Below are 25,306 nucleotides of genomic sequence, written 5' to 3'. Positions count from 1 at the left end.
CTCAGGTCTCGTTTCAGTATCGACTCTGGACGAGTGCCCAGCTGTCACCTAAGCTCCAAAGCGGCCACGGCGTAGGTGGCCGTGTCTCCCTAGAGTCCTCCCCGACACAGGAGATACAGCGCGAGGCCCCCGCCGGCTCCTCCCCTCGAATCGCTGGCGGGGGCCCTTCCCTGTCGGCCTCCCCGACGACAGGGGCAGATCGATGGTAATCAGGTCCCGATGTCCGATTCGTCCTCCGTTCGGACGAAACGCCGGGTAACCCTTGTGACCTTCGTCTCTGCGGCGCTGTTCACAGCATAGAGCAATCTGCTCACTCGCGTGCATAGGTCTTTCTCCAGTTCACCGAAAGATCAACTCGCAGAGTCCGTTCTGCCGCTTTCGCGCGCTTCGCACTCTTCCGTCAGGCACGATCCGCCAGCTCGGCGTGCCCGGCCTGACGAGCACAATGCGCGCAGCAGAAGACGGCATCCGCCGACTCCACGCCGTGCCCGAGGATGCGGCAGTGACAGTGGGCGCACTGCGGCGCCATCTCCTCCTCTTCCGGCGTCACGATCGGACGGTGTCCGCTTTCCTTCCGGTCGGGTACCCGGAACCGCCGGAACACACGAGCCCCGCCCACACCGATTCGGTGCGGGCGGGCTCGTGGACGACGGATCTATACCGGTTCAGGTTCCCTCGCTTCGTGCTTCGCGGCTTCCTGCTGCGCGGCCTCGAGCTTCAGGCGTTGTCCGAGCACCGACTTGCGGCGACCGTAGACGAAGTAGATCGCCACTCCCAGGACCATCCAGACGGTGAAGCGGATCCACGTCTCGACCGAGAGGTTGAGCATGAGCCAGCCGCAGGCGAGGACCGCGAGGATCGGGACCAGCGGCACGAGCGGCACCCGGAATCCACGGGGCAGGTCGGGGCGGGTACGGCGGAGCACCATCACGCCGACGCAGACCAGGACGAAGGCGAACAGCGTGCCGATGTTGACCATCTCCTCGAGCACACCCATCGGGAACACCGCGGCGAGGACGGCCACGACACCACCGACCATCAGGGTGATGCGCACGGGCACACCCTTGTGGTTCGTGACGGCGAGCTTGCGGGTGACGAGTCCGTCGCGGGACATCGCGAACAGCACGCGGGTCTGGCCGAGCATCATCACCATCACGACGGTGGTGAGGCCGGCGAGGCCACCGATATTGATGGCCATCTGCGCCCAGGTGATGCCGTGTGCCTCGAAGGCCGTGGCCAGCGTGGCACTGCCGTCACCGACCAGCTCGCTGCCGGTGCGCAGGTCGGTGTACTTCACCATGCCGGTGAGCACGAGCGTGACGCCGACGTAGAGGACGGTGACGATCGCCAGCGAACCGAAGATGCCGCGGGGCAGGGCCTTCTGGGGGTTCTTGGTCTCCTCGGCGGTGGTGGCGACGACGTCGAAGCCGATGAAGGCGAAGAAGACCAGGCTCGCTGCGGCGAGGAGGCCGTACCAGCCGTAGGTGCTGCCGCCCGCGCCGGTGAGCGCCGAGAACAGCGACTGATGCAGACCGGATGCGGCGCTCTCCGCCTCTTCGGCCTGCGGGACGTACGGCGAGTAGTTGGACTTGTCGATGTAGAAGATGCCGACGACGATGACGAGCAGGACCACCGCGACCTTGATGGCGGTGACGACGGCGGAGACCCGCGACGAGACCTTGGTGCCGATCGCGAGGATGATCGTGATGGCGCCGACGATGAGCAGCGACCCCCAGTCGACCGTGATCGGTCCGAGGTCGATCGACGCGTTCCCGCCGAACATGCCCCCGAGATACATCGACCATCCCTTGGCGACGACCGCGGAGGCGAGGGCGAACTCGAGGATCAGGTCCCATCCGATGATCCAGGCGACGAACTCACCGAAGGTGGCGTAGGAGAAGGTGTAGGCGCTGCCGGCGACCGGTACCGCAGAGGCGAACTCCGCGTAACACAGTGCGGCGAGACCGCACGCGATCGCGGCGAGGACGAACGCCAGCGAGATGGACGGTCCGGCGAGATTGCCGGCGGTGCGGGCGGTGAGGGTGAAGATTCCGGCTCCGACCACGACGGCGACGCCGAACACGGTCAGATCCTTGGCGGTCAGTTCTCGTCGTAGCCGCGAACCGGGTTCATCGGTATCCGCGATCGACTGTTCGACGGATTTGGTCCGCCAGATGCCGACTCCGGGCATTGTGTGCTCCTCGGGGTGATTGCGGCGCCCGCCACGCCCGGTCCGGGCGAGGGGTAGGCATGTCGCTCACTTCGCGCGCATTACGTTGCAGCAAGCAGTGTTTGCGTGAGCATTTGATGTAGCAATCATGGCACTGGCTCGTGAAGTGTCAATATCTTTCTGTTCGGCTGAGCATTATGCTCGAGTGGTGACGCGCATCACAACGGAAAGGGTGTCATCGTGTTCAGTCTCGACCGGCTCGACGCAGCTCTCCTCGGAGAGCTCACGCACAACCCCCGGGCAGGAATCGTCGACCTGTCGGCGAAGCTCGGCATCGCCCGCAACACCGTGCAGTCGCGCCTCAGAAAACTCGAGGAGTCCGGTGCCGTCACCGGATACCGACCGGTCGTCGACCTGCCGAAGCTGGGTGTGCCGCTGCAGGCGTTCATCGGCGCCGAGCTCGTCCAGGCACAGATGGGGCATGTGATCGCCCAATTAGGCCGATTCCCAGAGGTATTGGAAGTCCACGCGACAACGGGCCGGGAGGATCTCCTGATCCGGATGGCGGCGCAGTCCCAGGAGGACCTCCTGTTGGTCCTCGAACGGCTCCACGCCATCGAGGGCGTCGCGCACACCACCACGACGCTCGCGCTCACCACGCCGATCGAGTACCGGACGCAGCCACTCGTCGAGCACATCACCCGCAATGCGGGGCACGGGCGTTCCTCGTCGGCCGGAAACTCCTGAAGACACGAGAAGGGGAGGCACCTCGCGGCGCCTCCCCTTGTTCCCCTGTGCGGATCAGTTCCCCTGTGCGGATCAGTTCCCCTGTGCGGATCAGGCAGTATCGATGCGGCGCTCGGCGATCCGGTTGGCCGCTGCGCCCGGCGTGACGCCGAGAGTGCTGGAGACGTCGAAGATCTCGGCGGTGCGCTCGAAGATCGACTCCACTCGTGTGCGGACGACGTCGGCGGCGGATCCGTCGACCTCGCCGGCGACCTGGATCAGTCCGCCCGCGTTCGCGACATAGTCGGGTACCCAGACGATTCCGCGCTTGCCCAGCAGGCCCTCCACCTCGGGCTGCGCGAGCTGGTTGTTGGCCGCACCGCACACGAGACGTGCGTCGAGGTGGGCAGCGGTGGTCGAGGTCAGCGTGCCGCCGAGAGCGCACGGGGCGTAGACGTCGGCGGACGAGGCGACGACGTTGTCGGTGACCTGCGCCGGGAACTCGTCGACCACGCGGGCGACCGCGGCGGGGTTCACGTCGGAGACGATCACCTCGGCACCGTCGGCGACGAGCAGCTTCACGAGTTCGTAGCCGACCTTGCCGAGACCCTCGACACCGACCCTGCGACCCGCGAGAGTCGTTTCGCCCCAGACCGTCCGAGCGCCGGCACGCATGGCCTGGAAGACACCGAGCGCGGTCAGCGGCGAGCTGTCGCCGGATCCGCCGGCGGCGACGGTGCGCCCCACGGCGTGGGCGGTGTGCCGGCCCACCACGTCGAGGTCCTCCGCGCGGGTTCCCACGTCGGCGGCGGTGATGTAGCGACCACCGAGTGACTCGACGAATCGTCCGTAGGCGGCGAGCAGTTCGTCGTTCTTGTCCATCTTCGGATCACCGATGATGACGGCCTTGCCGCCACCGAGGTTCACACCGGACACCGCGGCCTTGTAGGTCATGCCCCACGACAGTCGCAGCACGTCCTCGAGTGCCGACATCTCGTCCGCGTAGGGGTAGAAGCGGGTGCCGCCGAGGGCGGGTCCGAGTGCGGTGGAGTGGATCGCGACGATGGCGCGCAAGCCGGTGGCCGCGTCGTGATGGAAGACGACCTGCTCGTGCGGACGGTCGGTCAGGCGGGCCGAGCGGCCGAACACGCCGTCGGACGTGGTGAACTCGGGGAGGTCGAGGGCAGAGGTGGTCATCGGTGGGTTCCTTTGCAGCAGAGGGTGTTCGTGCTTCAGAAGTCGGTGTCGATGCCGAGCTCGGCGAGGCGGGCCCGGTACTGCTCGACGGAGCGGAGCTTGACGTCCTCGTAGCCGCGCACCATGTCGGGCAGGGCCGCGATCTCGGCGGCGCGGTCGTAGGAGTCGACGTCCAGATCGGCGGCGAGCCGCTGGATCGTGGCGGTGTAGTGGGCGAGCAGAGCACGCTCGACGCGGCGGACGTGGGCGTAGCCGAAGGGATCGAGCTTCGTGCCGCGCAGACGCTTCGCCTTGGCCAGAGCCTTCAGCGCGACATGCGATTTCGGTCCGAAGCCGACCTTCTTCTCACGGCCGAGTGCGCGCAGCGCCGGCGGGTGCAGGCGGTAGGTGAGCTTGCGCCCACCGGGGACCTGGCCCTGCACCTCGTCGAGGAAGGCCGGGTCGACGAGCATGCGGGCGACCTCGTACTCGTCCTTGTAGGCGGTGAACTTGAACAGTCCGCGGGCGACGGCCTCGCTGAAGTCCGTGCGGTTCGTGACGCGGCGCTCGGCCTCCCAGGCTGCCTGCACCTGCGCGATGTAGCGGGCGGCGAGGGCTTCGCTCTGGAAGTCGATCAGCGACGCGGCGCGGATCCGCACGAGCCGCTCGACCTCACCCGTGAAGGTGGTGCCGGCGAACAGACGCTCCGGCGCGACGGTGGCAACGCGCTCCGGGCGGGCCGGTTCGGTCGCGGCGGCGAAGGCCGCGGGATCCGCGACGGCCACCCGGCCCCAGCGGAAGGCGGCGATGTTGGTCGCGACGGCCACACCGTTGATCTCGATGGCCTCCTCGATGGCGTCGGCGGGGATCTCGAGTCCGCCGAGCTGATGGGCGGCGCCCACGACGAGGAAGTTCGCGGCCGAGGTCTCACCGAACAGCGCCTGGGCTGCGGCGAGGGCGTCGAACGAGACGGTCGTGCGGGTCGCGGTGTCGAGGCGGGCGAGCAGGTCGTGCTCGTCGGGGTGCCGGACAGAGCGGTCGTAGACCATGTCGCCGGTGGGGACGCGGCTCGTCGACGCGACTGCCACGGTCTCCTCACGGTTCGCGTAGGCGAGGTTCTTCGGCTCGGTCGCGGTGAGCAGGTCGAGCGCGAGCAGAGCGGTCGCACCGCCCGGGCCGACGCGGTTGCCGGGCTCGAGTCCGTCGGCGGCGAAGCGCAGGTGGGAGACCACCGGGCCGGCTTTCTGGCTCATGCCGATCTGGTCGAGCGACTCGACCTCGAATCCGGCGCGTAGCGCGGCCGTGGCGAGCACCTGGTTGACGGTGACGATGCCGGTGCCGCCGATGCCCGCGAGGAAGACGTTGCGGGTGCCCTTCGAGGTGACGATGGCGGCGTCCGGGATGCGCGGCGGGGTCGGAGCCTTGCGGCGCTTGGGCTTCTCCGGCGACGTCTCGACGGTCACGAAGGACGGGCAGTCGCCGTCGAGGCACGAGTAGTCGGTGTTGCAGGAGGTCTGATCGATGCGGGTCTTCGAACCGAATTCGGTGTCGACCGGCTGCACCGACAGGCAGTTGCTCTTGACGCCGCAGTCGCCGCAGCCCTCGCACACCGCTTCGTTGATGACGACGCGGGTCGTGCGGGCGGGCAGGGTGCCACGCTTGCGCTGACGGCGCGCGTCGGCGGCGCAGTGCTGGTCGTAGATGAGCACGGTGACGCCCTCGATCTCGCGCAGCAGCTTCTGCGCCTCGTCGAGCCGGTCGCGATGCCAGACCTCGGTGCCGCGGGCAAGGGTGCGCTTGCGGAGGCGCTTCGGTTCGTCGGAGCAGACGATGATCTTGCGGACACCCTCGGTGGTGAGCTTGTGGGTCAGCGCCGGGATCTTCAGGGCGCCTTCGGCGTCCTGCGCGCCGGTCATCGCCACGACGTCGTTGTAGAGCAGCTTGAAGGTGATGTTCACGCCGGCGGCGACGCACGCCTGGACGGCGAGCTGACCGGAGTGGAAGTAGGTTCCGTCGCCGAGGTTCTGGAACATGTGGCCGATGTCGGTGAACGGCGCCTGGCCGATCCACTGCGCACCTTCGCCACCCATCTGGGTCAGGCCGGTGACGGCGCTGTCCTTGCGGCCGGACAGGGTGACGAGGGTGTGACAGCCGATGCCGCCGCCGCCGATCGAACCCTCCGGCAGTGCGGTGGATCGGTTGTGCGGGCAGCCGCTGCAGAAGTAGGGGGTGCGCTGGGTCGACAGCACCTCGAGCGACAACTGCGGCAGCGGTGCGGGGCCGAGTTCGACGTGGCCGCGGAGCACGCGACGCAGCGGGCCGCGCAGGCGACCGGCGGTGAGCTCACCGTCAACCGGCACGAGCGGGCGGCCGTCGGCGTCCTTCTTGCCGACGATCTGCGGGGCGTTCGCGGTGCCGTAGAGGATCTCGCGGATCTGGGTCTCGACGAAGGCGGTCTTGTCCTCGACCACGATCAGTTCGTCGAGGCCGCGGGCGAATTCGCGGACGATCTCGGTACCGATGGGGTACGGCATGCCGATGCGCAGCAGGCGGATGCCGGCGCGGTGCAGCGCGGCGTCGTCGACACCGAGGTCGAGCAGGGTCTGGCGCAGGGCGTCGAAGGTGGTGCCGGTGGCGGCGAGGCCGACGCGGGCCTGCGGCGGGTCGACCTCGATCACGTCGAGGCCGTTGAGGCGGCCGTATTCCTGGACGATCTTCCAGCGCGGGCCGTAGAGGTCGGCCTCGGCGATGACGCTGTCGCCGGGCGCGGCCATGGGGCGCTGCTTGTAGACGAACGGCCGTCCTTCCCATTCGATCTCGGGGACCGCGATGGGCAGGTCGGAGATGGAGCCGTCGACGGACCAGGCGCCGTCGGCGACGTCCGCGACGATCTTGAGGGCGACGAGGCAGCCCGAGGCACGCGACAGCGCGACGCCGTGCAGGCCCATCGTGACGATCTCGGCGGCGTTGCGCGGGAACAGGACCGGGATGCCGAGGGCGGCGAGGGATCGCTCGCTGACGGCGGGCACGGTCGACGACTTCGACGCGGGGTCGTCACCCACCATGAGCAGCACGCCGCCGTTCGGGTTCACGCCGTACATGTTGGCGTGACGCAGCGCGTCGGTGGCGCGGTCGAGGCCGGGGCCCTTGCCGTACCAGACACCGACGACGCCGTCGTGAGTCGGTGTGCCGGCGCCGAGCTGTCCCTGGCTGCCCCACACCGCGGTGGCGGCGAGTTCCTCGTTGAATCCGGGCACGAAGGTGATGTCGTGCTCGGCGAGGACCTTCGGCATGCCGTGGAGCATCTTGTCGAGACCACCGAGGGGGCTGCCCTGATATCCGGAGACGAAAGTCGCCACCCGGCGACCGTCCCGCATGGCCCGTACCTGCTGTTCGACGAACAGCCGGGCGATGGCCTGCACGCCGGTGAGCAGCACGGTGCCGGAGCCCGAGCGATATCGGTCGTCGAGGTCGTAGGGAAGTCGTTCGCTCTCCCGGATTACGGTCTCGGTCATTGCGTACCACCCGTCCTTCGTCGCGGCGTCCGATTGTGTCTGCGCCACTTCGATCGCGTCATTTGGTACAGCAATAGTTGATTGAGCTAGGCGAACTCGTCAACATAAGATTTTCCAGCGCATCATTTTGATCAGATGTGATGCACGACACACTGAATGGATGCGCACGGTGCTCAGTTCCGGGCGATCCGGCGCATCCGCCTGGGGAGGATTCGCTCTACCGTTCACGCGGAGGTCGGGCGGTCTCGACCACCTCGACGGCAAGGTCGCGCACGAGTTGGTTGCGCTCCTGGGACAACCTGCGCAGCATTTCGAATGCGCTCTCCGCGTCGAGGCCGAAGCGTTCCATGAGAACGCCCTTCGCCTGCCCGATGACATCCCTCGAAGCACCCAGACGGGCCGCTCGGGAAGCGAACGCGGGCCATCGGTCGTCGTGCATCTCACGAGCGAGTTCCTCGATGGATTCTCGCAATTGTCGTTCGAACCTCACCGAGTTCGCACTACGAGCGCCGCGGCCTTCACCGGTGTGCATACTGCATCGTGGCAGCGAAACGGCGACAGGGTTGCAGCGTTCGACCGAGGGGTATTGCCCTCGGTAGCCGGAATCGGTGTCCGGACGCCGCACCCGGTGAGGTGCTGCCGGTTCAGACATGCAGCCGGCAGCACCGTCCGGGTCCCGTATACCCGGGTTACTGCATCCCGGGCTACTGCACCGTCAACGCGAACGGTCCATCAGGCCGGTTCCCATCGCAGCCGCGGCCACGCCCAGGACGAACACGATCGCACCCACGATGACGTGGGACCAGATCATGGACGTACTGGTATCTACTCCGCTGACCAGCCACGGCGAGACGAACAACCACAGACCGAGCAGCGGCGCGACGAACGCCAGGCCGTGGGTGCGGCCGTAGGCCGAACCGAGCGCCATGGCGAGCAGTGCGACCGCGAGGCCGCAGATCAGATTGGTGGTGGCGAGTGCCGTCTGATCGGCGAAGCCGATGATCCAGGCGGATGCCGCCGCGTACAGACCGGCAACCATCATCAATCCGTCGGTGACCTGGACTGTGGGCTGTTCGCCCATCCGGTCGTAGCGTTCGCGCATCTCGACGATGTCGGGATGGGTGTGCATTGCAGAATGAGCCGATGATGTCGACATTGTCCTCATCTCCTCGTGGGTGAGAAGTCCGAGGGGCCCTCCTGGGTCCGACACTATTATCGTCGTCCCGGGCGGGATGTTCCCGTAGGGTAGAAAGTCCCGACTTGGTGATCTCGGGCGGAGCGCACCGTATCGATCCGGACCATCAGGGGACGAGGACGGCAGCGCCGCGCACGCGGTCGCCGGCGAGATCCGCCAGCGCGCGATCGGCGTCGTCCAGCCCGTATCGCATCGTCGCGACCCTGATGCGGTGCTGCCCGGCGAACGCGAGGAACTCCCGGGAATCCTTACGGGTATTGGCGGTCACCGACCGGATCTCGCGCTCGTAGAACAGGTGCCGCTGGTAGTTCAGCTGCGGAACGTCGGTCAGGTGGATGCCGGCGATCGAGAGGATGCCGCCGCGGTCGAGTGCTTCGAGTGCAGGCGGCACGAGGTCGCCGACGGGTGCGAAGAGGATGGCGGCGTCAAGGGGCACCGGTGGTGCGTCCGCGGCGCCCTGCACCGACGCGGCCCCGAGTTCGCGAGCGAGATTCCGCGCATCCTCGCTCCTCGTCATGACGTGCACCTCGGCACCTCGCGCCAGGGCGACCTGCGCCGCGATGTGGGCGCTGCCGCCGAAGCCGTAGATGCCGAGCCTCCCGCCGTCGGGAACCGAGGCGCGCTTCAGCGCGCGGTAGCCGATGATGCCGGCACAGAGGAGCGGAGCGAGTTCGACGTCCTCGTATCCGTCGGGCAGCGGGAGGGCGTACGCCGCCGGTACGGCGACGAACTCGGCGTACCCGCCGTCCTCGTCCCAACCGGTGTATCTCGAATCCGGACACAGGTTCTCGTCGCCACGACGACAGTAGCGGCACTGCCCACAGGTCGAACGCAGCCAGGCCACGCCGACGCGGTCGCCGTCGGCGAACCCTTCGACCGCCTCCCCCACTCGATGGACCACCCCGACCACCTCGTGCCCCGGGACGACACCCGCCCGGTGGACGGGGAGATCGCCCTCGGCGACGTGCAGGTCGGTGCGGCACACACCGCACGCCAGCACGCGCACCAGAAGATCGTTCGGTCCGGTCTCGGGAAGCGGGACGGATTCGAACCGCAAAGGGTGACCGGCGACGGGGCCGGGCTCCACCACGCGCCACGCTCGCATCGACTCAGGCAGAGCCCGCCGGACCCCCGCCCTCCGGACCCCCGCCCTCCGAAGCTCCGCCGCCCGGACCTTCGGTGTGCCAGGGCCGCACATCCGGATCGTCGTCGGCCGGCGGCTCCGGATCGCGTGCCTCGTCGGCGCGGGTCGGACGGTTGGCGCGGATCATTCCTTCGGTTTCCTCTGCGAGCGCGTCGTCCTTCTTCGGACCGTGCTTGTCGCTCCCTCGTTCCATCTCTCTGCTCCTTCCGATGGTTCGCCGAGAATCCGTCTGTAACGCAGCGGCTACTCGGTTGCGGGTGGGACGTGGTCGGGGTCGTAGTCCTCGACGCCGGCGGCAATGCGTTCCTGCTCCGTGCGGTACTCGAGATAGTCGTCGTCGACGCGGTCCGGCGACTTGCCGTGCTCGCGCCGATCCTTGGGCGCGGACTCGGTCGGGTCGATCACGTCGTCGAGATCGGGAGTGTCGTGCGGTCCGGTCATGATCTTCCTCCGAACATTTCTCGGTGAAAGGCGGTCTCCCTAGGACTACCCCCGCCCGGCTCCCCGAACCACCTACCCCGGCAGGATGCGAATCCCCGTCGGTCGCCGGAGTGTTTGCCCTCGCCGGTAGTGGTGAACCCCTTGGTACATGAGCAGCACAGACGGTTCTGCCGATCCGTACGACGCAGCCGAAGATCCCGACGCCGATCCCGACAACCTCCTCTCCAAGGCTCCGCAGCAGCCCGACCAGGCGGAGGGCGAGGACGAACCGGACGAGACCGGCGATACCGGACGATCCTGACCGTTCGAAGAAGACATCGATGACCGAAACCGCCCACGAGGGACCGAATTCCGGCGGCACGGAAGCCGTTGAACTCGACAAGGAGGAGCACGACGAGATCGTGCAGGTGATGAAGCAACTCGAGGGCGCGGGAGCATCGAGTGCGGAGTTCACGACGTTGGTGAAGAAGTTGCAGGATCTTCTGCGCCACCACGCGAACGACGAAGAATCCGACCAGTTCCCGGCGTTGAGGACGCATCTCGGGCAGGACACCCTCGTGGAGGTCGGCACCAAGGTACAGGCCGCCAAGAAGCTGGCCCCGACCCGGCCGCATTCGTCCGTGCCGCATTCCGAACTGTTCCACAAGACCGTCGGACCGGGGGTCGGCATGGTGGACCGACTGCGCGACGCACTGACCGGACGCAATAACTGAGCGTCAGGACGGCGCGGCACCCCGTCACGCCGGGTCGGGTTCCTCCGGCGCGCCGTCCTGAGCGCTCGTCCGGGAGAAGAAGGAGATCCTCCCTTTCGTCTCGAGCACCGCGAGGTCGATGTCGGCGAACCGCCGGATGCCCTGTTGACGCGCGGCGGCCATGAGGTCGTCGAGGGACAGACGTCCCCGTTTCAGGTTCTGCAGGTCGGGAGCAACGGTTCGTGGCCGGGACCGCGCCCGACCATCCTGCCCGTGAGGATCCAGACGAACCGACCGTCCTCGTCGCCGAACCCGGTGCACGTGCAGACACGGCGGGCGACCCAGTCCTTGACGGGCCGGCGCCACCACGGCTCCGGAGCGAGGGTGGTGGCGACGAGCCCGGGCAGGGTCACGTTCGCCTCGCGATCGCGGCTCGGCCCGTCCTCGGCATCCGCCGCCGGACCCTTCGAATACCGCAGGTAGAGCAGCGGATCCGTCGCGAGGTCGGCGAGCTGGTCGAGCGAGGTGATCAGCGGGATGTCGTCGGGATCGGGTTGGAAACCCCGCACGGACGTGTTCACCTTCGACTCCTCCTGCAGATCCCAGGGCGAAGTCGAAGGGTTCCCTGCCCACCGGCTACGAAACCCCGCACTGCGGTCGGGTCAGTAGGCGCCGTCGCTCGCGAGCACCGCGCGCACCGTCTTCACGACGATGAGCAGATCCTGCACCATCGACCAGTTCGCCACATAGAACAGATCGAGGCGGATGCGGTCGGCCTCGGACAGATCGGATCGCCCGGAGACCTGCCACAATCCCGTCATGCCGGGTCGCACCAGGATGCGGCGCGGAACGAAGCCCGGGATCTTCTCGCCCTCACCCACCGCGAGGGGACGCGGCCCCACGAGACTCATGTCGCGGGCGAGGACGTTGAACAGCTGTGGCAGTTCGTCGATGCTGGTGCGGCGGATGAACCGTCCCACCGGCGTGATCCGCGGGTCGCGGGCCGACTTGTAGAAGGTCGCGTCCTCCTGACCGGTCTGCGCGCGGACCGTATCGACCATCCGGTCGGCATCGACGACCATCGATCGGAACTTCCACATCCGGAAGACGGTGCCGCCCAGGCCGACGCGTTCCTGCCGATAGAAGACCGGACCGCCGTCCTGGAGTTTGATCAGCGCGGCGACCACAAGCATGACCGGCGCCGCGATCGTGAGGGCGAGGACCGCGCACACGAGGTCGAAGGTCGTCTTGGCGATCCGATGCGACCCGCGGTACTGCGGCTCCTCGACGTGCACGAACGGCAACCCACCCACGGGATGCATCGACAGTCGCGGCAGGGCGATGTCGGTGACGCCGGGAGCCACCACGAGATCGACGCGATACGGCTCGAGTTCCCATGCGAGCTCGCCGATATCACCGTTCCCCCAGTGCGTTCCGGCAGCGATCGCGACGGTGTCGGCGCCGGAGAGCTTGACGGCGTTGATCACGTCGGTTTCCGCACCGAGTACCGGGATCTCCTGTCCGGCGACGGTGATGGTGCGCCCGCTCTCCCCCGTGTACCCGGTGGTGCACACACCGACGACGCGGTATCCGGCCGAGGTGTCGCGGACGAACGATCCGACCATCGCATCCACCGCGCGTTCGGAGCCGACGACGAGCACCGAGGTCCGGAACTCGCCCCGCACACGCCGGCGTTCGATCGAACGACGGCACCATCGACGTCCGAGCGGCAGAACGACCAGGCCGACCGGCATGGCCAGCAACACGTAGACCCGGATCGTGTCGAGGTCGGTGGCGAACGAGTCGACGAGGAACGAGGCGATCGCGAGCAGACCGAAGGTCTGCAGGGTCGCCCTCGTGACGAGCCGGTACTCCTCCTCGCCGCTGCCCACGATCGGCTTCTTGCGAGTTCCGTTGAGTGCCAGAATCGCAAGCCACAGGCCGGCCACCACGATCGCCGAGGCGAGTCCCCGGGTCACCGAGGACCCCGGGTCGACCGGTCCACCGATCATCGTCCCGGCCCCCTGCGCCAGGACGACTGTCGTGACGACGATCGTCGTGTCGGTGATCGCCAGCGACCGGAGATAGGTGCGCTGCCATTGTCTGCGCGGGACACTTCCGTGACCGTCGCTCATGTCGTGGGTCGGCGCGTTGCGGCGCGCCAACTCGGGTCCGATCCCCATACTTCTCCTGCTTGCCTACTCCACGCGAAGTGGCCCCGACAGCCAGATGAACGATTCGGTGATTATGTCCGTTTTCTCGAAGGAACGCGAATCCTGTTTCAGTGCAACGGATCACAGTGACGCGGGTGATTCCACCCTGAAGCGAAGAAGCTACGCGTAACTCGAATTACTTGTGCGCGTAGTTACTTCAGCAAAGAACACATTCATGAAGCGGCGACGAACGCAGCTCGGCCGGCGGCAGTGAGCCATGACGATCCCCCATCGAACCCCATCAGCAGGCCCCCGACCCGGGAGAAAGGTACAACAGAGACGAACCGGCGACAAGAGTTCGTCTACTCGTCGGTAGTATGATGTGAGTCACGCCGTTCCGATCCCCTCCCCGACCCAGTCGCGGATGTGCTGCTGGAAGTTCTCCGAGGACAGCGCGGCGACGGCCTCGTTACGGCCCTTCGGCACACCGTCGATCGCGGCGATGCACTCGGCGACCGCCTCCACCCTGTCCTCGCGGAAACACAACCCGTCGACCCCCTCGGCAACCGTCTCACCAGCACCTCCGAGCGCGTTGACGACCACACGCGCCCCTGCCGCACGTGCCTCGACGGGCATGATCCCGAAGTCCTCCACCGCAGGAAAGACGTAGACGTGGGCCTGCTGGTAGAGCGCGTAGAGCAGGGCGTCCGACGGTCGAGCGAGCACGTGGACCGGCACCGTCGCCTCGTCGGCGAGCTGCCGCAGCCGGCCCTCCTCCGGCCCCGATCCCGCGATCACCGCCGGCACCCCGGCGAGGTCGGCTGCCCGGATCACCCAATCCAGTCGCTTGTACGGCACGAACCTCGACCCCCCCCAGCACGAAGGTCTCCGGAAGCCCCTCCAGCAGGGCGGATTCGGCGGCGGACAGTTCGTCACGCCAGTCGGGCACCGACGAGATGCGGGCCGTCTCGACGGGAGGGAAGATCACACGCGCCTCGACACCCCAGGCCCGCTCGATGCGACGACGCACGAAATCGCTGTTCGCGGCGAAGTGTGCACCCTCCCGCGCGCGACGCCGATCGAGGGCACGCAACGGAGGTGCCGCGCACCGCACCGCGGCCGAGGCACCCCGATCGTCGAGTTCCGGATTCCACAGGTAGCGCGCCGGAGTGTGTACGTAGACGAACTTCTCGAACCCGCTCGGTGCGCCCCGGAAGGTCACGTGGTGGGCGAAACAATGCGAGCTGACCAGGGCGAAGTCGTACGAACCGGGTCGGCGACGCCAGACGTACGGCATGGCCGACAACGCCAGCGCCTTGCTCCTACGCAGAGGTGTGCGTGCCAGACCGCTCTCGTGCACCGTCCGCCCCGGATACCGGTCGGCGTCGTCCCACAGGCACAGGACGTCGGCGTCGGGAAAGGTGCGGACGAACTCGTCGAGAACCTTCTCCGAACCTCCGTCGCGTGCGATCCATTCGTGCACCAAGATTCCAGGCACAGCCATCCCTCCGAAGACCCCGAGCCGATCGGGAGGGTACTTTATGACCCTGCCGACGCCGAGAGGTAACGGGTCGGCACAATCCCTCGATACGAATGCGTCCGAACGGCAAGAAGATTCAGGGTCCGAGACGGGGCGGGAAATCACCCCCTCTTTCACCCCCTCGACAGTGGAGGTCACGGAGTGGATGTGCGACACGCGTCGTGGTTCGGCGACCCTGCGTCCCCGATCCTCGGGCACGTCCACCTTCCCGCCGACCGCCGCGCGCGCGGCGCGGTGGTGCTGTGCCCACCCCTCGGCAAGGAACACCTCGACACCTATCGAGGCGTCAAGGCTCTCGCCGAGCAACTCGCCGAGCGGGGACTGGCGGCAGTGCGCTTCGACTACACGGGCACCGGAGACTCGGCCGGCGATCAGGATTCGCCCGACGCGGTCGCGGCATGGCAGCGCAGCGTCGTCACCGCAGTGGAGACGGCCCGCGCGAGCGGCGCCGAGCACATCACCGTCGTCGGACTGCGCACCGGCGCACTGATCGCGGCGACGGCACTGCCCGAGTGCGGACCGGCCGACGCCGTCGTGCTGTGGGATCCGATCGTCTCGGGCCGAGCGATGTTGCGCGAACAACGCGCCCTCTACCGTCTCGCCCTCGGCGCCGACGATCCCGAAGACCCCCGGGTTTCGATCGTCGGCGGGGTTCTCGCCCCCGAAGCTGCCGACGCGCTCGGCGCCCTGAAGATCGATCCGAGGTCGCTGAACGGCACACGAACCCTGCTCGCGACCCGACCCACAGCCCGCGAGACCGCCGCGGTGTCGGCGCTCGCCACCGCACTCGGCGGTGACGAGCTCTCCCTCGACGCCCACGAATCCTTCGTCACCCCCAGCACACTCCACTCCGCGATCCCGACCGAGCAGCTCACCCGGATCGCCGATTGGGTAGTTGCGGACGCGCCGGCCGCCACCCGCGAGGTCCACTTCCCCGAGTGCGGCCGCGCGGTCGTCGCGACCACCGACTCCGGGCTCCCGATCCACGAGAGCGTCGAATATCTCGGCCCGAACGAGATGTTCGCGCTGCGCACGCACGGGGTCGCCCCCGAATGGTTCGACACCGAGGGGTTCGGCACCGAGGGGTTCGGCACCGACAGGTTCGGCGCCCCGCGCCGGTCCATCCCGACGGTGTTGTTCTTCGGCACCGCCTACGAGCACCGACTCGGCCCGAGTCGTCTCTGGGTCGAGCTCGCACGCGAGTTCGCCGCGCACGGCATCTCCACTATCCGGTTCGACCGGACCGGGGTCGGCGATACCGGCACGGCACACGGGGCGACGCCCACGCCGCTGTACTCCGACGACTCCGACCGCGACGCCCTCGATGCTGTCGCCGCCCTCGGCATCGATCCGCAGGACCTCGTGGTGATCGGCCTGTGTTCGGGTGCGTGGTACTCGTCGTGGGTCACCCTCCGGGGTGCAGCACACTCCGCCGTGCTCGTGAACGTGATCCTGTGGTGCACCCACCGCCGGAAGTCGTTGCGCGCAGATCTCGGTCCGAACGCACCCGATGTTCCGGCGATCGCAACCCCGGCGGAACCGCAGACGATCTCCCTGCGAGCCCGCATCAAACCGTGGGCGCAGAAGTACCTGCCCTATCCATTGTGGCTGCTGCTGGGCCGAATCGGCGTGACCCAGGTTCCCGAGGTCGGGTTGGAGGCACTGCGTCGCGCGGGTGTGTCGACCACGGTCGTGCTGTCCGCCGAGGACCACCGGTGGTTCCTGACCCAGCGCGGAGAAGAAGGACTTCGCCGCCTGCGCCGACGGGGCTTCACCGGGGACATCCTCACCAGCGAGGTCGGTGAGCACAGCGGTCGGCAGCGGGACGGGCGCGAGTTCCTCCGCACGGCGGTCACCTCGACCGTGCTCTCCCGTTTCGGGTCCCGCACCGCGGATCCCGCTGCAGACGAGTACGTCTCATGACTCCTGTGCTGATACTCGCCGTTCCGGTCGTGCTCGTGCTGGGAGTGTTGCTCTGGCGACGACCCCAACGCGGGTTGCTGGCGATCGCCGCGCTCACGCCGTTCCACGGCCTGCTCGCGATCGTCCCCGGCGGTGAATCACTGTCGCCGTGGAAGGAGGGGCTGCTGCTCCTCACCCTCGCCGCGACCTTCGTCAGCCCCCACCGACGGCGGCTGCCGGCACCGTCCTATCCGTGGTGGCCGGCCGTGGTCGCATGGGTGGCAATCGGAGTCCTGTCGGCGTTGCTCGTCTCGGGGCTCGCCGGCATCATCGCCATCAAGATTACCTACTTCTACCTCGTCATCCCGGTGATCCTGTGGCGTGCACCGTTCGACGCCCGCGACCGCGACCACCTGGTGACGATCCTCATGGGCACGACGGCCGTCACCGCCGTCGTCGGACTCGCACAACAGGTGATCGGCGGTGAGCGACTCGCCGAACTCGGCTACCGCTGGGACGAGCATCTGCGCATCAGCGGCGGAATCCTGCGCAGTTTCAGCACGTTCACGACACCCTTCGCCTTCGGCCTGTTCGTGATGATCGGACTGATCGTGGGGTGCTCGGTCTCCTTCGCCGATCCGCACCGGCTCCGCAACAGACTGTTCCTGTGCGCGACACCGATCATGGTGCTGGGCATGGGTGTGACGATCGTGCGCGCCAGCTACATCGGTCTCGCCGTCGCATTGTTGTGGCTGGCGGTCCACCGCTACCGCACCCTGCTCCTCGGTTTCGGCGCCACCGCGGCGCTCGCACCGCTCGTCCTCTTCGCCGTGCCGAGTTCGATTCTCGCTCCACTGTTCTCCTCGTCGAGCCTCGGTGAGCGCGGGGACGGCTGGTCGCAGACCCTGTCGTCGCTGTGGGTGCACCCCTTCGGGCAGGGTCTCGGCGCGACCGGCTCGGCTGCCGCCGACACGGTGGCCCAGAGCAACCCGATGCTGTCGGAACTGTCGTACACGGCGGCCGTGCAGTTCGGGTTCATGCCCTATCAGCCCGACAACTACTACATGAAGCTCGCCGTGGAACTCGGCCCGATCGGCGTGTGGCTGTTCGTCCTCGTACTCGTGTGCGCCGCGGTCTCGACGCTGCGTGCATCCCGGGTGCTGAGCGGGCAGGACGCCGCACTCGCACTCGGGGTGAGCGGCACGATCGTCGCGGCGGCGGTCGCCTCCACCGTGGCGACCTATCTCGAGATCTTCCCTCTCGACGTCTATTTCTGGCTACTGTTAGGAACTGTCGGATGCGCACTGACGCAACACTGGTCACCTCACCGAAGCTCGCTCACCGCATCGGATTCGGCGCCCTCGCACTCCGTCCGTCCGGCAGTGGAGTCCAGACCTACGTCCGCGAGCTGCTGACCGCGCTCGACCCGTTGTTCCCCTCGGCTGCGCTGCGCGCGACGGTGCAGTGCGATGCCGTGGGTGAACTGCCCCCTCGCGTGACCCCGTCGGTACGACCGGTCGCCGACGGGGTGCGGCGGATGCTGTACGCCAAGATGCCCGTCCGCGGGGTCGACCTGTTCCACAGCCTCGACGTCGACCTGCCCGTCCTGTGTTCCGGTGTCACCGTCTCGACGTTCCACGATCTCGCCGTCTTCGACACCCCGTGGGCGTTCAGCAAGTACCGCGCCGCCGGTGAGCGCGCACTGCTGCGCGATGCCATGCGACGGGCCGACGTGCTCGTCGCGGTCTCGAACTTCACCGCCGAACGTCTCCACGCGCTGTGCGGCCGCGACGCGGCGGTCACCCCGCTCGCCCCCGCGGCGTGGGCGAAACCTCCCACTCCCGAGGAGATGCGGGACATCCACCGGGTCTACCGGCTGCCCGAACGGTTCGTCCTGCAGGTCGGCACCGTCGAACCCCGCAAGGACGTCGCGCTCGTCGCCGACGCGTGCCGTATCCTCGACGTCCCGCTGGTGCTCGCCGGAGCCGGATCCACCGGACCCCACGCACCGGCCGGTTCGATCGGTCTCGGTTACGTTCCCACCGCACACCTTCCCGCGCTGTACGCCGCAGCGACCGCCGTCGCATACGCCTCACGCTACGAGGGTTTCGGGTTACCGCCGCTCGAGGCGATGGCGTGTGGTGGGGCGGTGGTGACGAGCGCTGTCGGTGCACTGCCCGACGTCGTCGACGACGGAGCGCTGCTCGTCACCGAACACACCGTGACCTCGTGGACCGCGGCCCTGCGCGTCGTCGTCCACGACCGTGATACCGCGGATACGCTGCGTACCCGTGGACGCGAGGTCGCCGCGACCTCGACATGGACGCGCACCGCCGAGCTCACGCGCGATGCCTACCGCTCCGCGGGCCTGAGAATCTGACGAGGCCGTCGCGTGGGTAGACATTCGCTGGCCGACCGGATGGCCGAAACCGTCGTGATGGAGCGGATCGTCGCGGCGCACGACCCCGGCGGTACTCTCCACGAACCGCAAACCCCGGAGCTCGACGGGCGGGCCGCGCGACGCAACACCGTCGTGATGCTCGGCAGCCGGTTGGCCGTCGCCTCGATGGGCTGGGCCGGTTCGATGATCGTCGCCCGCGCGTTGGCACCGGACGACTTCGGCAAGTTCTCCTTCGTCTTCGGCCTGCTCGGGTTGCTGTCCGTCGTCACCGATCTCGGCGTGGGCCGAGTGGTGCTCGCCAAGCTCGTCGAGTGCAATCCGTGGGAGGTCTCCTACGTCACCACCGCGTTCATCGCGTTGCGCGGTGTGCTCGGTCTGCTCGGGTACGCGCTGGCCATCGGGTACGTGCTGCTGCTCGGATACTCGTCCGATGTCGTCTGGGCGACGGTGATCGCCGGTCTCGTCGTGGTGATCGCGACGCCCAACAACGCCCTGTCGGTGATGTACCAGAGTCGACTACGCATGGCATCGGTCGCGGTCGCCGAGACCTTCGGCCAGCTCGCGCAGCTGATCGCCACCATCGCCGCGGTGCTGTGGAATCCGGTGCTGCTCGTGCTCGTCGTGCCGGCCGTGATCAACGAGGTCGTCGGCGCAGGCATCCTCGTGCGCGGCGTGCGAGCGGGCAAGGCCGGTCCCCTGCCCGCCGCACGTGCCCAGTTGTGGCGGTGGCGCGAGATGCTCGTCGAGGCCATCCCCCTCAGCATCGGTTTCGCTCTGCTCACCCTGCTGTCGAAGATCGACGTGCTGATGCTCGGGCGGATGGACACTTTCGACTCGGTAGGTCTCTACACCGTCGGATACAAGTTCGCCGACCTCCTGTCGATGGTGTCGTCGACCGTCGTGGGTCCGGTGACCACGCTGCTGGTCGCCACCTGGCCGGCGCAGAGCGAGATGTTCCGGCAGCGCACGCGGGAAGCGGCGATGCTCCTCGCGGTACTGGGCGCGACCGCTACCGCGGCCTTCTGGTCGTCGGCTGACGGCGTGCTGTCCCTCCTCTACGGCGAGCGGTTCGCCGAGGCGGCCGGCGCCTCGCGCATGCTGGTGCTCGGCAGCGCTCTGTCGATGCTCACCGAACTCGGTCTCATGGTGCTCATCGCGACCGGACGCCACCGCGTCTACCCGTGGGTGGCACTGGCCGCGCTCGCCGGGAACATCGGTGCGAACCTCGTCCTCATCCCCCGCATGTCGTTCGACGGGGCGGCGCTGGCGACGGTGCTCACCGAGGCTGCGATGCTCGTCGCGATCTGGATCGTGGTGGTCCGGAGCGTCCGGATCAGGGGTCTGTTCCCCTTCACCCAGACCATGGCGATCGCGATGCTGGGTGTTTCGGTGGCCGTGTGGATGTCGCTCTTCGCGGAACGCTACGATCTTCCCTGGCCCGTCACCGCTGTCCTCTCGGCTGTCTGTGTTCTGGCCGGAACCCATGTCCTTCCCATCACCGGCGGGCTCGGCCTCGCCGGTCTCGTCAAGTCCCGTTGAGGTTGCAGTGTCCCTTTCGCGGTCGATGCCGCGTCGCGTGTCGCGGTCCATGCCGCTCCGCGCCGTTCTCACCCTTGTCGGTGTGTTCGCTCTGTCGTGTACCCAGAGCACCGAGGCACGCGACTGCCGAACAGATCTGACCGCCGACAGTCTCGGGGTCGCGACGGGAGCCGGTCTCGACTCCCTCGACGCCGACGACCTCGACGCGTACATGTCGAAGGTCGCCGACAGCGGCGCCGGCTGGATCCGGTTCGACATGGACTGGTCGATCATCGAACCCGCGCGCGGACGCTTCGACTGGAGGGGCACCGACCGGGTCGTCGCCGCGGCCGACGCGCACGACCTGCAGGTGCTGGGCCTGCTCACCCACACTCCGCACTGGGCGCGGACGTCGGAGGCCGACCCCGGCGATCCGCACGGGATGCCTGCCGACCCCGGCGAATTCGGGCGCTTCGCAGGCGACGTCGCCGATCGCTACTCGGACAGAGTCACGCACTGGGAGATCTGGAACGAGCCGAACCTGACGGCCTTCTTCACCCCGCAACCCGACGTCGGCGCGTACGCCGACCTGCTCGTGGCGGCGTCGGAGGCGATCCGCAACGTCGACCCCGGGGCGGTGGTGATCACCGGCGGCCTGTCCCCCGGCACCGACAACGGCTCCGACATCGCCCCGACGACCTTCCTCACCGAGTTGTACGACCAGGGCGTGTCGCCGGCCTTCGACGTGGTGGGCATGCATCCCTACAGCTATCCCGCTCTCCCGTCCGACGCCTCGACCTCCGACTGGAACTCCTTCTACCGCATGCGCGAGATGCGCACCGTCATGGTCGAGCACGGGGATTCCGACAAGCCCATCTGGGCAACGGAGTTCGGGGCACCGACGGGCACGGACACCGACGCGGTCGGGCCCACGGAGCAGGCCGACATCCTGCGCGACGGGATCACCGAGCAACGCGCGTTGGGCTTCGTCGACAAGCTGTTCGTCTACAGCCTCCTCGACCGGGGCACCGAGGTGGCCGATCGCGAACAGAACTTCGGGGTCCTCACACACGACGGGTCGCCCAAGCCGGCCTGGGACGTGCTGCGCACGGCCGCGGTCATTCCCGGTTGCCTCTGATCAGCAGCGGTTCGACGTGAGAGCATCGCGCGCCGCCAGGCGCAGGGGACGGACGAGGTCGGCTCCGAGATCCGCGGCGCGGAGGGTCCATCGGTGGTGCGGTCGCGAGGTGGGGACGGCGACGATCCGCCCCACCCGGTAGTCACCGTTCGACCACTGCTCCTTGAATTCCGATGTGCCGAGCAGATAGTCGAAGCGGTCGATGCCCAGCTCGTCGTGGCGGTCGGCGAGGTGGCGCTGCAGCAACTGGCCGGGCTGGTAGCGGCGTACCTCGGGATGGAAGCGGCTCAACCACATCTCGGCCGTGGTCCCGGTGCGGAACATGATCTCATGTGCCGTCCATCGGTCGCCGACGAGCAGGCCCACGATGAGCAGCCGGCCGGCGCGGGCCTCGGCGTCGAGCAGCGGCCGGGTGAACGCGGTGAACGGCGGCGCACAGAAGTTGTCGCGCCCGCTGTGTGCGTCGGCGGCCGCGGCGACCGCGGTGATATCGCGCCACCTCTGCGCGAGATGGTCCGGATCGCGCACCACTTCGACGGAGACCGGGGTGCCTTCGCGTTCCAGCGAGCGTTCGAGCCGAGACAGTGTTCTCAGTGTGCGCCGACTACGCAGCGATTCGGCGCCGGCACCGGTGGCGACATCGACGGTCAGGCACCGCTCGGTTCCGGCGATGTCGATGCTCCAGCGAGGCGAAGCATGCAGCATCTCGACGAGAGGGTCGGTGAGATCGACGTGGTCGAGTTGCAGTGCCATGTTCCGATCGGCGATGCCGTCGAGCAGGTCGGCGAGCGCGGCCTCGTCGGTCGCGAGGAAGGTTCCTATCGTGGCGAGGCCGTGAGCCGGGAGTCGTAGAGCGGTGACCCCGAGACGGGTGCGGGCGTGCAGGGGCGCGAGTCCGACGAGGCGCCCGTCGCGCCGGACGGTGCACACGGCCGATCGGCCGCGCCCCATCCGATTCCAGGCCAGTACGTAGGAGGGGCGGGTCGCGACGCGCCGACCCACCTCCTGGGCGAGATCGTCCCATTCCGCGGAGAGCCGGACTGCGGATGTTTCGTCGTGGATCTCGAAATTCACGGTGCGCATGCACCGGAACCTTCGGTCCACGAATCCCGCATCTTCCGGCCTCCTGCTCGTTACAGTGAATTCGCGGCGTCGGTCTGCCGCTCGCTCCACCGCAAGAATCGCAGGTCGGCGGCGCGACGTTACGACCGATGCCTGAATTGTCCGAATGATACATCAGGAGAGTCGATGGGTCGTCTCGCACACGTTGCACTGGCCACAGCCCTCTCGTGCACCCTCGCCGCACTCGCAGCGTGCGCTCCACCGCCCCAACCCCCTCCGCCGACCACCTGCGCGACCGACGACATCGGCATCGCCGCCGGCGCACCGCTGATGTATCTGCCGGACTCCGAACTCGACCGCGAACTCGACACGATCCGGGCGGTCGGCGCCCGGTGGCTGCGCGTGGACATCGACTGGTCGGTGATCGAACCGAACCGCGGACAACAGAACTGGTCGGTGCCCGACCGTGTGGTGGATCGTGCTCGGGCCCGCGGACTCGAGGTGGTCGGCATCGTCGCGTACACCCCGGCCTGGGCGCGCGTCGCGGGCGGCGGCGACACTCACGGATACCCCGCCGACCCGGCAGCCTTCGCCGGTTTCGCCCGGCAGGCGGCACAGCGCTATTCGACCCGCGTGACGCACTGGGAGATCTGGAACGAACCGAACCTGACGAACTTCTTCCGTCCCCGTCCCGACGTCGGCAAGTACGTCGAGTTGCTCGCCGCGGCCGCTCCGGCCGTCAAGTCCGTGCAACCGAATGCCCGGATCCTCAACGGCGGACTCGCACCGGCGGTGGACAACGGTTCCGACATCTCCCCCGTCACCTACGTGCAGCAGCTCTACGCGCGCGGGGCGCACCAGTACTTCGACATCCTCTCCGTCCACCCCTACAGTTATCCGGCACTGCCGTCCGATGTGAGCACGCAGAGCTGGAACACCTTCTACCGCATGCGTCTGATGCGCGACACCATGGTGCAGTACGGCGACGCCGCGACACCGGTGTGGGCCACCGAGTTCGGCGCCCCGACCGGCACCGCCTCGAACGCGGTGAGCACGCAACGGCAGGCCGACATCATCGCCGACGGTATCGCAGAGGCCCGCCGGCTCGGCTGGGTACAGAAGGTTTTCGTCTACTCGATGCGCGACCGCGGGACGAACAAGGCCGACGTCGAGCAGAACTTCGGGCTGCTCTACCAGAACTTCTCGGCCAAACCCTCACGCGCCGTGGTCGCTTCGGCGACCTCCGGATGCGCGGCCGCGAACGACACACTCGAGTCCACGAACACCCCGGCCGACGCGGTGTGGTGACGGGGTGTGCTGACGATCAGGCACCGAGCGCGTCGGTGATCCCGTCGAGGATGCGATCGAGGATCGGCCCCGACGTCGCGAAGTTGATGCGCAGGAAGTTGCGTGCGCCCGACCCGAACCGCACCCCACCGTCGGCGAGGACACGTCCCCGATCGCGGACGGTCGACACCGGATCGTCGATGCCGAGCGGCCCGGTGTTCAACCACGTCAGGTAGGTACCCTGCGGCAGGTGGTGCCGCAGATCCGGAATCCGTTCGCGCAGAACCTCGTCCACCCGTCGACGGTTCCGGTCGAGGACCTGCAGCAGGTCGCGCTGCCATGCACCGCCCTCGCGCCACGCGGCGAGCGTCGCGACCACGCCCGGCACCGAGACCGTCCCGTACAGGTCGAACGGCTCCGCGTCCCGGCGCTTCAACAGGGCCTCGGAGCCGTAGTGCACCACCGCGCACCGCATCCCCGCGAGATTGAACGCCTTGCTGGCGGAGGTGAGAGTCACCGTGCGGGCAGCGGTCTCCGGCCCGAGCGAGGCGAACGGGATATGCCGGTGCGGTTCGTAGATCAGTTCGGCATGGATCTCGTCGCTGACGACGAGCATGTCGAACCGTTCGGCGAGATCGGCGATCCGCTCGAGTTCCTCACGCGTGAGCACCCGTCCGGTGGGGTTGTGCGGGTTGACGAGCACCAGCACCCGCGGACGACGACGCGCCGCCAACGGCTCGAACACATCGAAGTCGAGCACCCACCCGTCGCCCCGGTCGACGAACGGAAAGTCGATCTGCTGCAGACCCATCCGTCGCACTGACGCGAGGAACGGCGGGTAGTTCGGTGTCTGGATCGCCACCGCATCGCCGCGCGTGGCGCTCAGGTGCAACACGAGCTGCAACGCCTGGATGAGATCCGTCTGCTCGCGCACGGCTCCGGGATCGGGTTCCCATCCGTAGCGCGTTCGCATGCGCTGTGCGAACTCCTCGCGCAGCGGCGTCCCGTGGGACCAGTCGGGATAGCCGAGATCGCTACGGTCGACCAGCTCGTGCAGCGCACGCGCGATCGGCGGTGCGACCGGGAAATCCATGTCGGCGACCCAGGCGGGGGCCAGTCCGTCGGCGGCCGCCCGTGCCCACTTGGCACCGGACCGCACCGACAGAGCATCGAAGTCGAGGTCGTCGAACCCGGGCACCCCAGGACCGCCGACCGAGAGGCGCTCGTCGCGGGTCATGGTGAGAGA

The 25,306-nt window shown here is 68.0% G+C and carries 22 protein-coding genes and 2 pseudogenes; 9 read left to right on the top strand and 15 right to left on the bottom strand.

Annotated features, from left to right (window positions below; translation table 11 throughout):
• Window positions 1-400: 400 nt before the first annotated feature.
• Window positions 401-550, bottom strand: a complete 150-nt coding sequence (locus tag BLV31_RS24950; protein ID WP_006553103.1) for a hypothetical protein — start codon at window positions 548-550, stop codon at window positions 401-403.
• A 105-nt stretch (window positions 551-655) separates the two neighbouring features.
• A complete protein-coding gene (locus BLV31_RS06690) occupies window positions 656-2,191 on the bottom strand; it encodes an amino acid permease (RefSeq protein ID WP_039584965.1) in 1,536 nt (511 codons plus the stop codon).
• 219 nt (window positions 2,192-2,410) lie between these two features.
• On the opposite strand from BLV31_RS06690, the gene BLV31_RS06685 reads away from it, so the two are divergent.
• A complete protein-coding gene (locus BLV31_RS06685; RefSeq protein WP_039584966.1) occupies window positions 2,411-2,917 on the top strand; it encodes an Lrp/AsnC family transcriptional regulator in 507 nt (168 codons plus the stop codon).
• Between the two features lie 90 nt (window positions 2,918-3,007).
• Here BLV31_RS06685 and BLV31_RS06680 read toward each other — a convergent pair whose 3' ends face one another.
• From BLV31_RS06680 to BLV31_RS06650, 7 genes and pseudogenes are all read right to left on the bottom strand, one after another.
• Window positions 3,008-4,093 carry a Glu/Leu/Phe/Val family dehydrogenase gene (locus BLV31_RS06680; RefSeq protein WP_039584967.1) on the bottom strand — a complete coding sequence of 362 codons (1,086 nt, stop codon included), beginning with the start codon at window positions 4,091-4,093 and terminating at the stop codon, window positions 3,008-3,010.
• A 35-nt stretch (window positions 4,094-4,128) separates the two neighbouring features.
• Entirely contained in the window at window positions 4,129-7,587 is a 3,459-nt protein-coding gene (locus BLV31_RS06675; protein ID WP_064062127.1) for an indolepyruvate ferredoxin oxidoreductase family protein, read from the bottom strand.
• 217 nt (window positions 7,588-7,804) lie between these two features.
• Window positions 7,805-7,975 (bottom strand): annotated as a pseudogene (locus tag BLV31_RS25355) (ANTAR domain-containing protein); the annotation flags it as partial.
• A 327-nt stretch (window positions 7,976-8,302) separates the two neighbouring features.
• Window positions 8,303-8,716 carry an SPW repeat protein gene (locus tag BLV31_RS06665; protein WP_024101985.1) on the bottom strand — a complete coding sequence of 138 codons (414 nt, stop codon included), beginning with the start codon at window positions 8,714-8,716 and terminating at the stop codon, window positions 8,303-8,305.
• Window positions 8,717-8,888: 172 nt separating this feature from the next.
• The gene (locus BLV31_RS06660; protein WP_039584970.1) at window positions 8,889-9,887 is read right to left on the bottom strand and encodes a zinc-binding alcohol dehydrogenase family protein; all 999 of its coding nucleotides are present in this window, start codon (window positions 9,885-9,887) and stop codon (window positions 8,889-8,891) included.
• Between the two features lie 4 nt (window positions 9,888-9,891).
• Window positions 9,892-10,119, bottom strand: coding sequence for a hypothetical protein (locus BLV31_RS06655; protein WP_019290945.1), 228 nt, complete (start codon window positions 10,117-10,119; stop codon window positions 9,892-9,894).
• Window positions 10,120-10,169: 50 nt separating this feature from the next.
• On the bottom strand, window positions 10,170-10,367 hold the full coding sequence (locus tag BLV31_RS06650; protein WP_006552608.1) for a hypothetical protein: 198 nt from the start codon (window positions 10,365-10,367) through the stop codon (window positions 10,170-10,172).
• Window positions 10,368-10,515: 148 nt separating this feature from the next.
• Here BLV31_RS06650 and BLV31_RS24945 point away from each other — a divergent pair, with 148 nt between their 5' ends.
• Window positions 10,516-10,668, top strand: a complete 153-nt coding sequence (locus BLV31_RS24945; RefSeq protein ID WP_019290944.1) for a hypothetical protein — start codon at window positions 10,516-10,518, stop codon at window positions 10,666-10,668.
• 19 nt (window positions 10,669-10,687) lie between these two features.
• Entirely contained in the window at window positions 10,688-11,080 is a 393-nt protein-coding gene (locus BLV31_RS06645; protein ID WP_139192938.1) for a hemerythrin domain-containing protein, read from the top strand.
• Between the two features lie 24 nt (window positions 11,081-11,104).
• On the opposite strand, the pseudogene BLV31_RS06640 reads toward BLV31_RS06645, so the two are convergent.
• The 4 genes and pseudogenes from BLV31_RS06640 to BLV31_RS25350 all read right to left on the bottom strand — a co-directional run.
• Window positions 11,105-11,290, bottom strand: a pseudogene (locus BLV31_RS06640) (YetF domain-containing protein); the annotation flags it as partial.
• Window positions 11,272-11,628 carry a DUF6098 family protein gene (locus tag BLV31_RS06635; protein WP_437438432.1) on the bottom strand — a complete coding sequence of 119 codons (357 nt, stop codon included), beginning with the start codon at window positions 11,626-11,628 and terminating at the stop codon, window positions 11,272-11,274. The pseudogene BLV31_RS06640 and the gene BLV31_RS06635, both read right to left, overlap by 19 nt.
• A 93-nt stretch (window positions 11,629-11,721) precedes the next feature.
• Window positions 11,722-13,242 (bottom strand): sugar transferase, encoded by a 1,521-nt coding sequence (locus BLV31_RS06630; protein WP_039584973.1) that lies wholly within the window; start codon window positions 13,240-13,242, stop codon window positions 11,722-11,724.
• A 357-nt stretch (window positions 13,243-13,599) separates the two neighbouring features.
• Window positions 13,600-14,070, bottom strand: coding sequence for a glycosyltransferase (locus BLV31_RS25350; protein WP_248846320.1), 471 nt, complete (start codon window positions 14,068-14,070; stop codon window positions 13,600-13,602).
• 823 nt (window positions 14,071-14,893) lie between these two features.
• Here BLV31_RS25350 and BLV31_RS06620 point away from each other — a divergent pair.
• Genes BLV31_RS06620 through BLV31_RS06600 form a run of 5 tightly spaced genes read left to right on the top strand, consistent with a single transcriptional unit; the run spans window position 14,894 to window position 21,711 of the window.
• Window positions 14,894-16,675, top strand: a complete 1,782-nt coding sequence (locus BLV31_RS06620; RefSeq protein ID WP_039584975.1) for an alpha/beta fold hydrolase — start codon at window positions 14,894-14,896, stop codon at window positions 16,673-16,675.
• A complete protein-coding gene (locus BLV31_RS06615) occupies window positions 16,672-18,069 on the top strand; it encodes an O-antigen ligase family protein (RefSeq protein WP_139192937.1) in 1,398 nt (465 codons plus the stop codon). The genes BLV31_RS06620 and BLV31_RS06615 overlap by 4 nt, the downstream gene beginning before the upstream one ends.
• Entirely contained in the window at window positions 17,952-19,034 is a 1,083-nt protein-coding gene (locus BLV31_RS06610; RefSeq protein WP_064062011.1) for a glycosyltransferase family 4 protein, read from the top strand. The genes BLV31_RS06615 and BLV31_RS06610 overlap by 118 nt, the downstream gene beginning before the upstream one ends.
• A 12-nt stretch (window positions 19,035-19,046) precedes the next feature.
• The gene (locus BLV31_RS06605) at window positions 19,047-20,594 is read left to right on the top strand and encodes a flippase (RefSeq protein ID WP_230826372.1); all 1,548 of its coding nucleotides are present in this window, start codon (window positions 19,047-19,049) and stop codon (window positions 20,592-20,594) included.
• A gap of 7 nt (window positions 20,595-20,601) precedes the next feature.
• Complete coding sequence (locus BLV31_RS06600) at window positions 20,602-21,711, top strand: GH39 family glycosyl hydrolase (RefSeq protein WP_235367072.1); 1,110 nt, start codon at window positions 20,602-20,604, stop codon at window positions 21,709-21,711.
• Here BLV31_RS06600 and BLV31_RS06595 read toward each other — a convergent pair whose 3' ends face one another.
• Window positions 21,712-22,794 carry a GNAT family N-acetyltransferase gene (locus BLV31_RS06595; RefSeq protein ID WP_039584978.1) on the bottom strand — a complete coding sequence of 361 codons (1,083 nt, stop codon included), beginning with the start codon at window positions 22,792-22,794 and terminating at the stop codon, window positions 21,712-21,714. It lies immediately after the preceding gene.
• 165 nt (window positions 22,795-22,959) lie between these two features.
• On the opposite strand from BLV31_RS06595, the gene BLV31_RS06590 reads away from it, so the two are divergent.
• The gene (locus BLV31_RS06590) at window positions 22,960-24,081 is read left to right on the top strand and encodes a GH39 family glycosyl hydrolase (RefSeq protein WP_039584979.1); all 1,122 of its coding nucleotides are present in this window, start codon (window positions 22,960-22,962) and stop codon (window positions 24,079-24,081) included.
• A gap of 16 nt (window positions 24,082-24,097) precedes the next feature.
• Here BLV31_RS06590 and BLV31_RS06585 read toward each other — a convergent pair whose 3' ends face one another.
• A complete protein-coding gene (locus BLV31_RS06585) occupies window positions 24,098-25,297 on the bottom strand; it encodes a MalY/PatB family protein (protein ID WP_039584981.1) in 1,200 nt (399 codons plus the stop codon).
• Window positions 25,298-25,306: the final 9 nt, after the last annotated feature.

This window comes from Rhodococcus pyridinivorans (assembly GCF_900105195.1).
Classification (GTDB): Bacteria; Actinomycetota; Actinomycetes; order Mycobacteriales; family Mycobacteriaceae; genus Rhodococcus; species Rhodococcus pyridinivorans.
This window is presented reverse-complemented; position numbering and strand designations above follow the sequence as displayed.

What these genes read in the sequence shown, in the direction of transcription:
- BLV31_RS06615 (WP_139192937.1), top strand. Translation starts at nt 16,672, where the DNA reads ATGACTCCTGTGCTGATACTCGCCGTTCCGGTCGTGCTCGTGCTGGGA.
- BLV31_RS06690 (WP_039584965.1), bottom strand. Translation starts at nt 2,191, where the DNA reads ATGCCCGGAGTCGGCATCTGGCGGACCAAATCCGTCGAACAGTCGATC.
- BLV31_RS06650 (WP_006552608.1), bottom strand. Translation starts at nt 10,367, where the DNA reads ATGACCGGACCGCACGACACTCCCGATCTCGACGACGTGATCGACCCG.
- BLV31_RS06660 (WP_039584970.1), bottom strand. Translation starts at nt 9,887, where the DNA reads ATGCGAGCGTGGCGCGTGGTGGAGCCCGGCCCCGTCGCCGGTCACCCT.
- BLV31_RS06655 (WP_019290945.1), bottom strand. Translation starts at nt 10,119, where the DNA reads ATGGAACGAGGGAGCGACAAGCACGGTCCGAAGAAGGACGACGCGCTC.
- BLV31_RS06630 (WP_039584973.1), bottom strand. Translation starts at nt 13,242, where the DNA reads ATGGGGATCGGACCCGAGTTGGCGCGCCGCAACGCGCCGACCCACGAC.
- BLV31_RS06595 (WP_039584978.1), bottom strand. Translation starts at nt 22,794, where the DNA reads ATGCGCACCGTGAATTTCGAGATCCACGACGAAACATCCGCAGTCCGG.
- BLV31_RS06585 (WP_039584981.1), bottom strand. Translation starts at nt 25,297, where the DNA reads ATGACCCGCGACGAGCGCCTCTCGGTCGGCGGTCCTGGGGTGCCCGGG.
- BLV31_RS24945 (WP_019290944.1), top strand. Translation starts at nt 10,516, where the DNA reads ATGAGCAGCACAGACGGTTCTGCCGATCCGTACGACGCAGCCGAAGAT.
- BLV31_RS06665 (WP_024101985.1), bottom strand. Translation starts at nt 8,716, where the DNA reads ATGCACACCCATCCCGACATCGTCGAGATGCGCGAACGCTACGACCGG.
- BLV31_RS06590 (WP_039584979.1), top strand. Translation starts at nt 22,960, where the DNA reads ATGGGTCGTCTCGCACACGTTGCACTGGCCACAGCCCTCTCGTGCACC.
- BLV31_RS06645 (WP_139192938.1), top strand. Translation starts at nt 10,688, where the DNA reads ATGACCGAAACCGCCCACGAGGGACCGAATTCCGGCGGCACGGAAGCC.
- BLV31_RS06680 (WP_039584967.1), bottom strand. Translation starts at nt 4,093, where the DNA reads ATGACCACCTCTGCCCTCGACCTCCCCGAGTTCACCACGTCCGACGGC.
- BLV31_RS06610 (WP_064062011.1), top strand. Translation starts at nt 17,952, where the DNA reads ATGCGCACTGACGCAACACTGGTCACCTCACCGAAGCTCGCTCACCGC.
- BLV31_RS06675 (WP_064062127.1), bottom strand. Translation starts at nt 7,587, where the DNA reads ATGACCGAGACCGTAATCCGGGAGAGCGAACGACTTCCCTACGACCTC.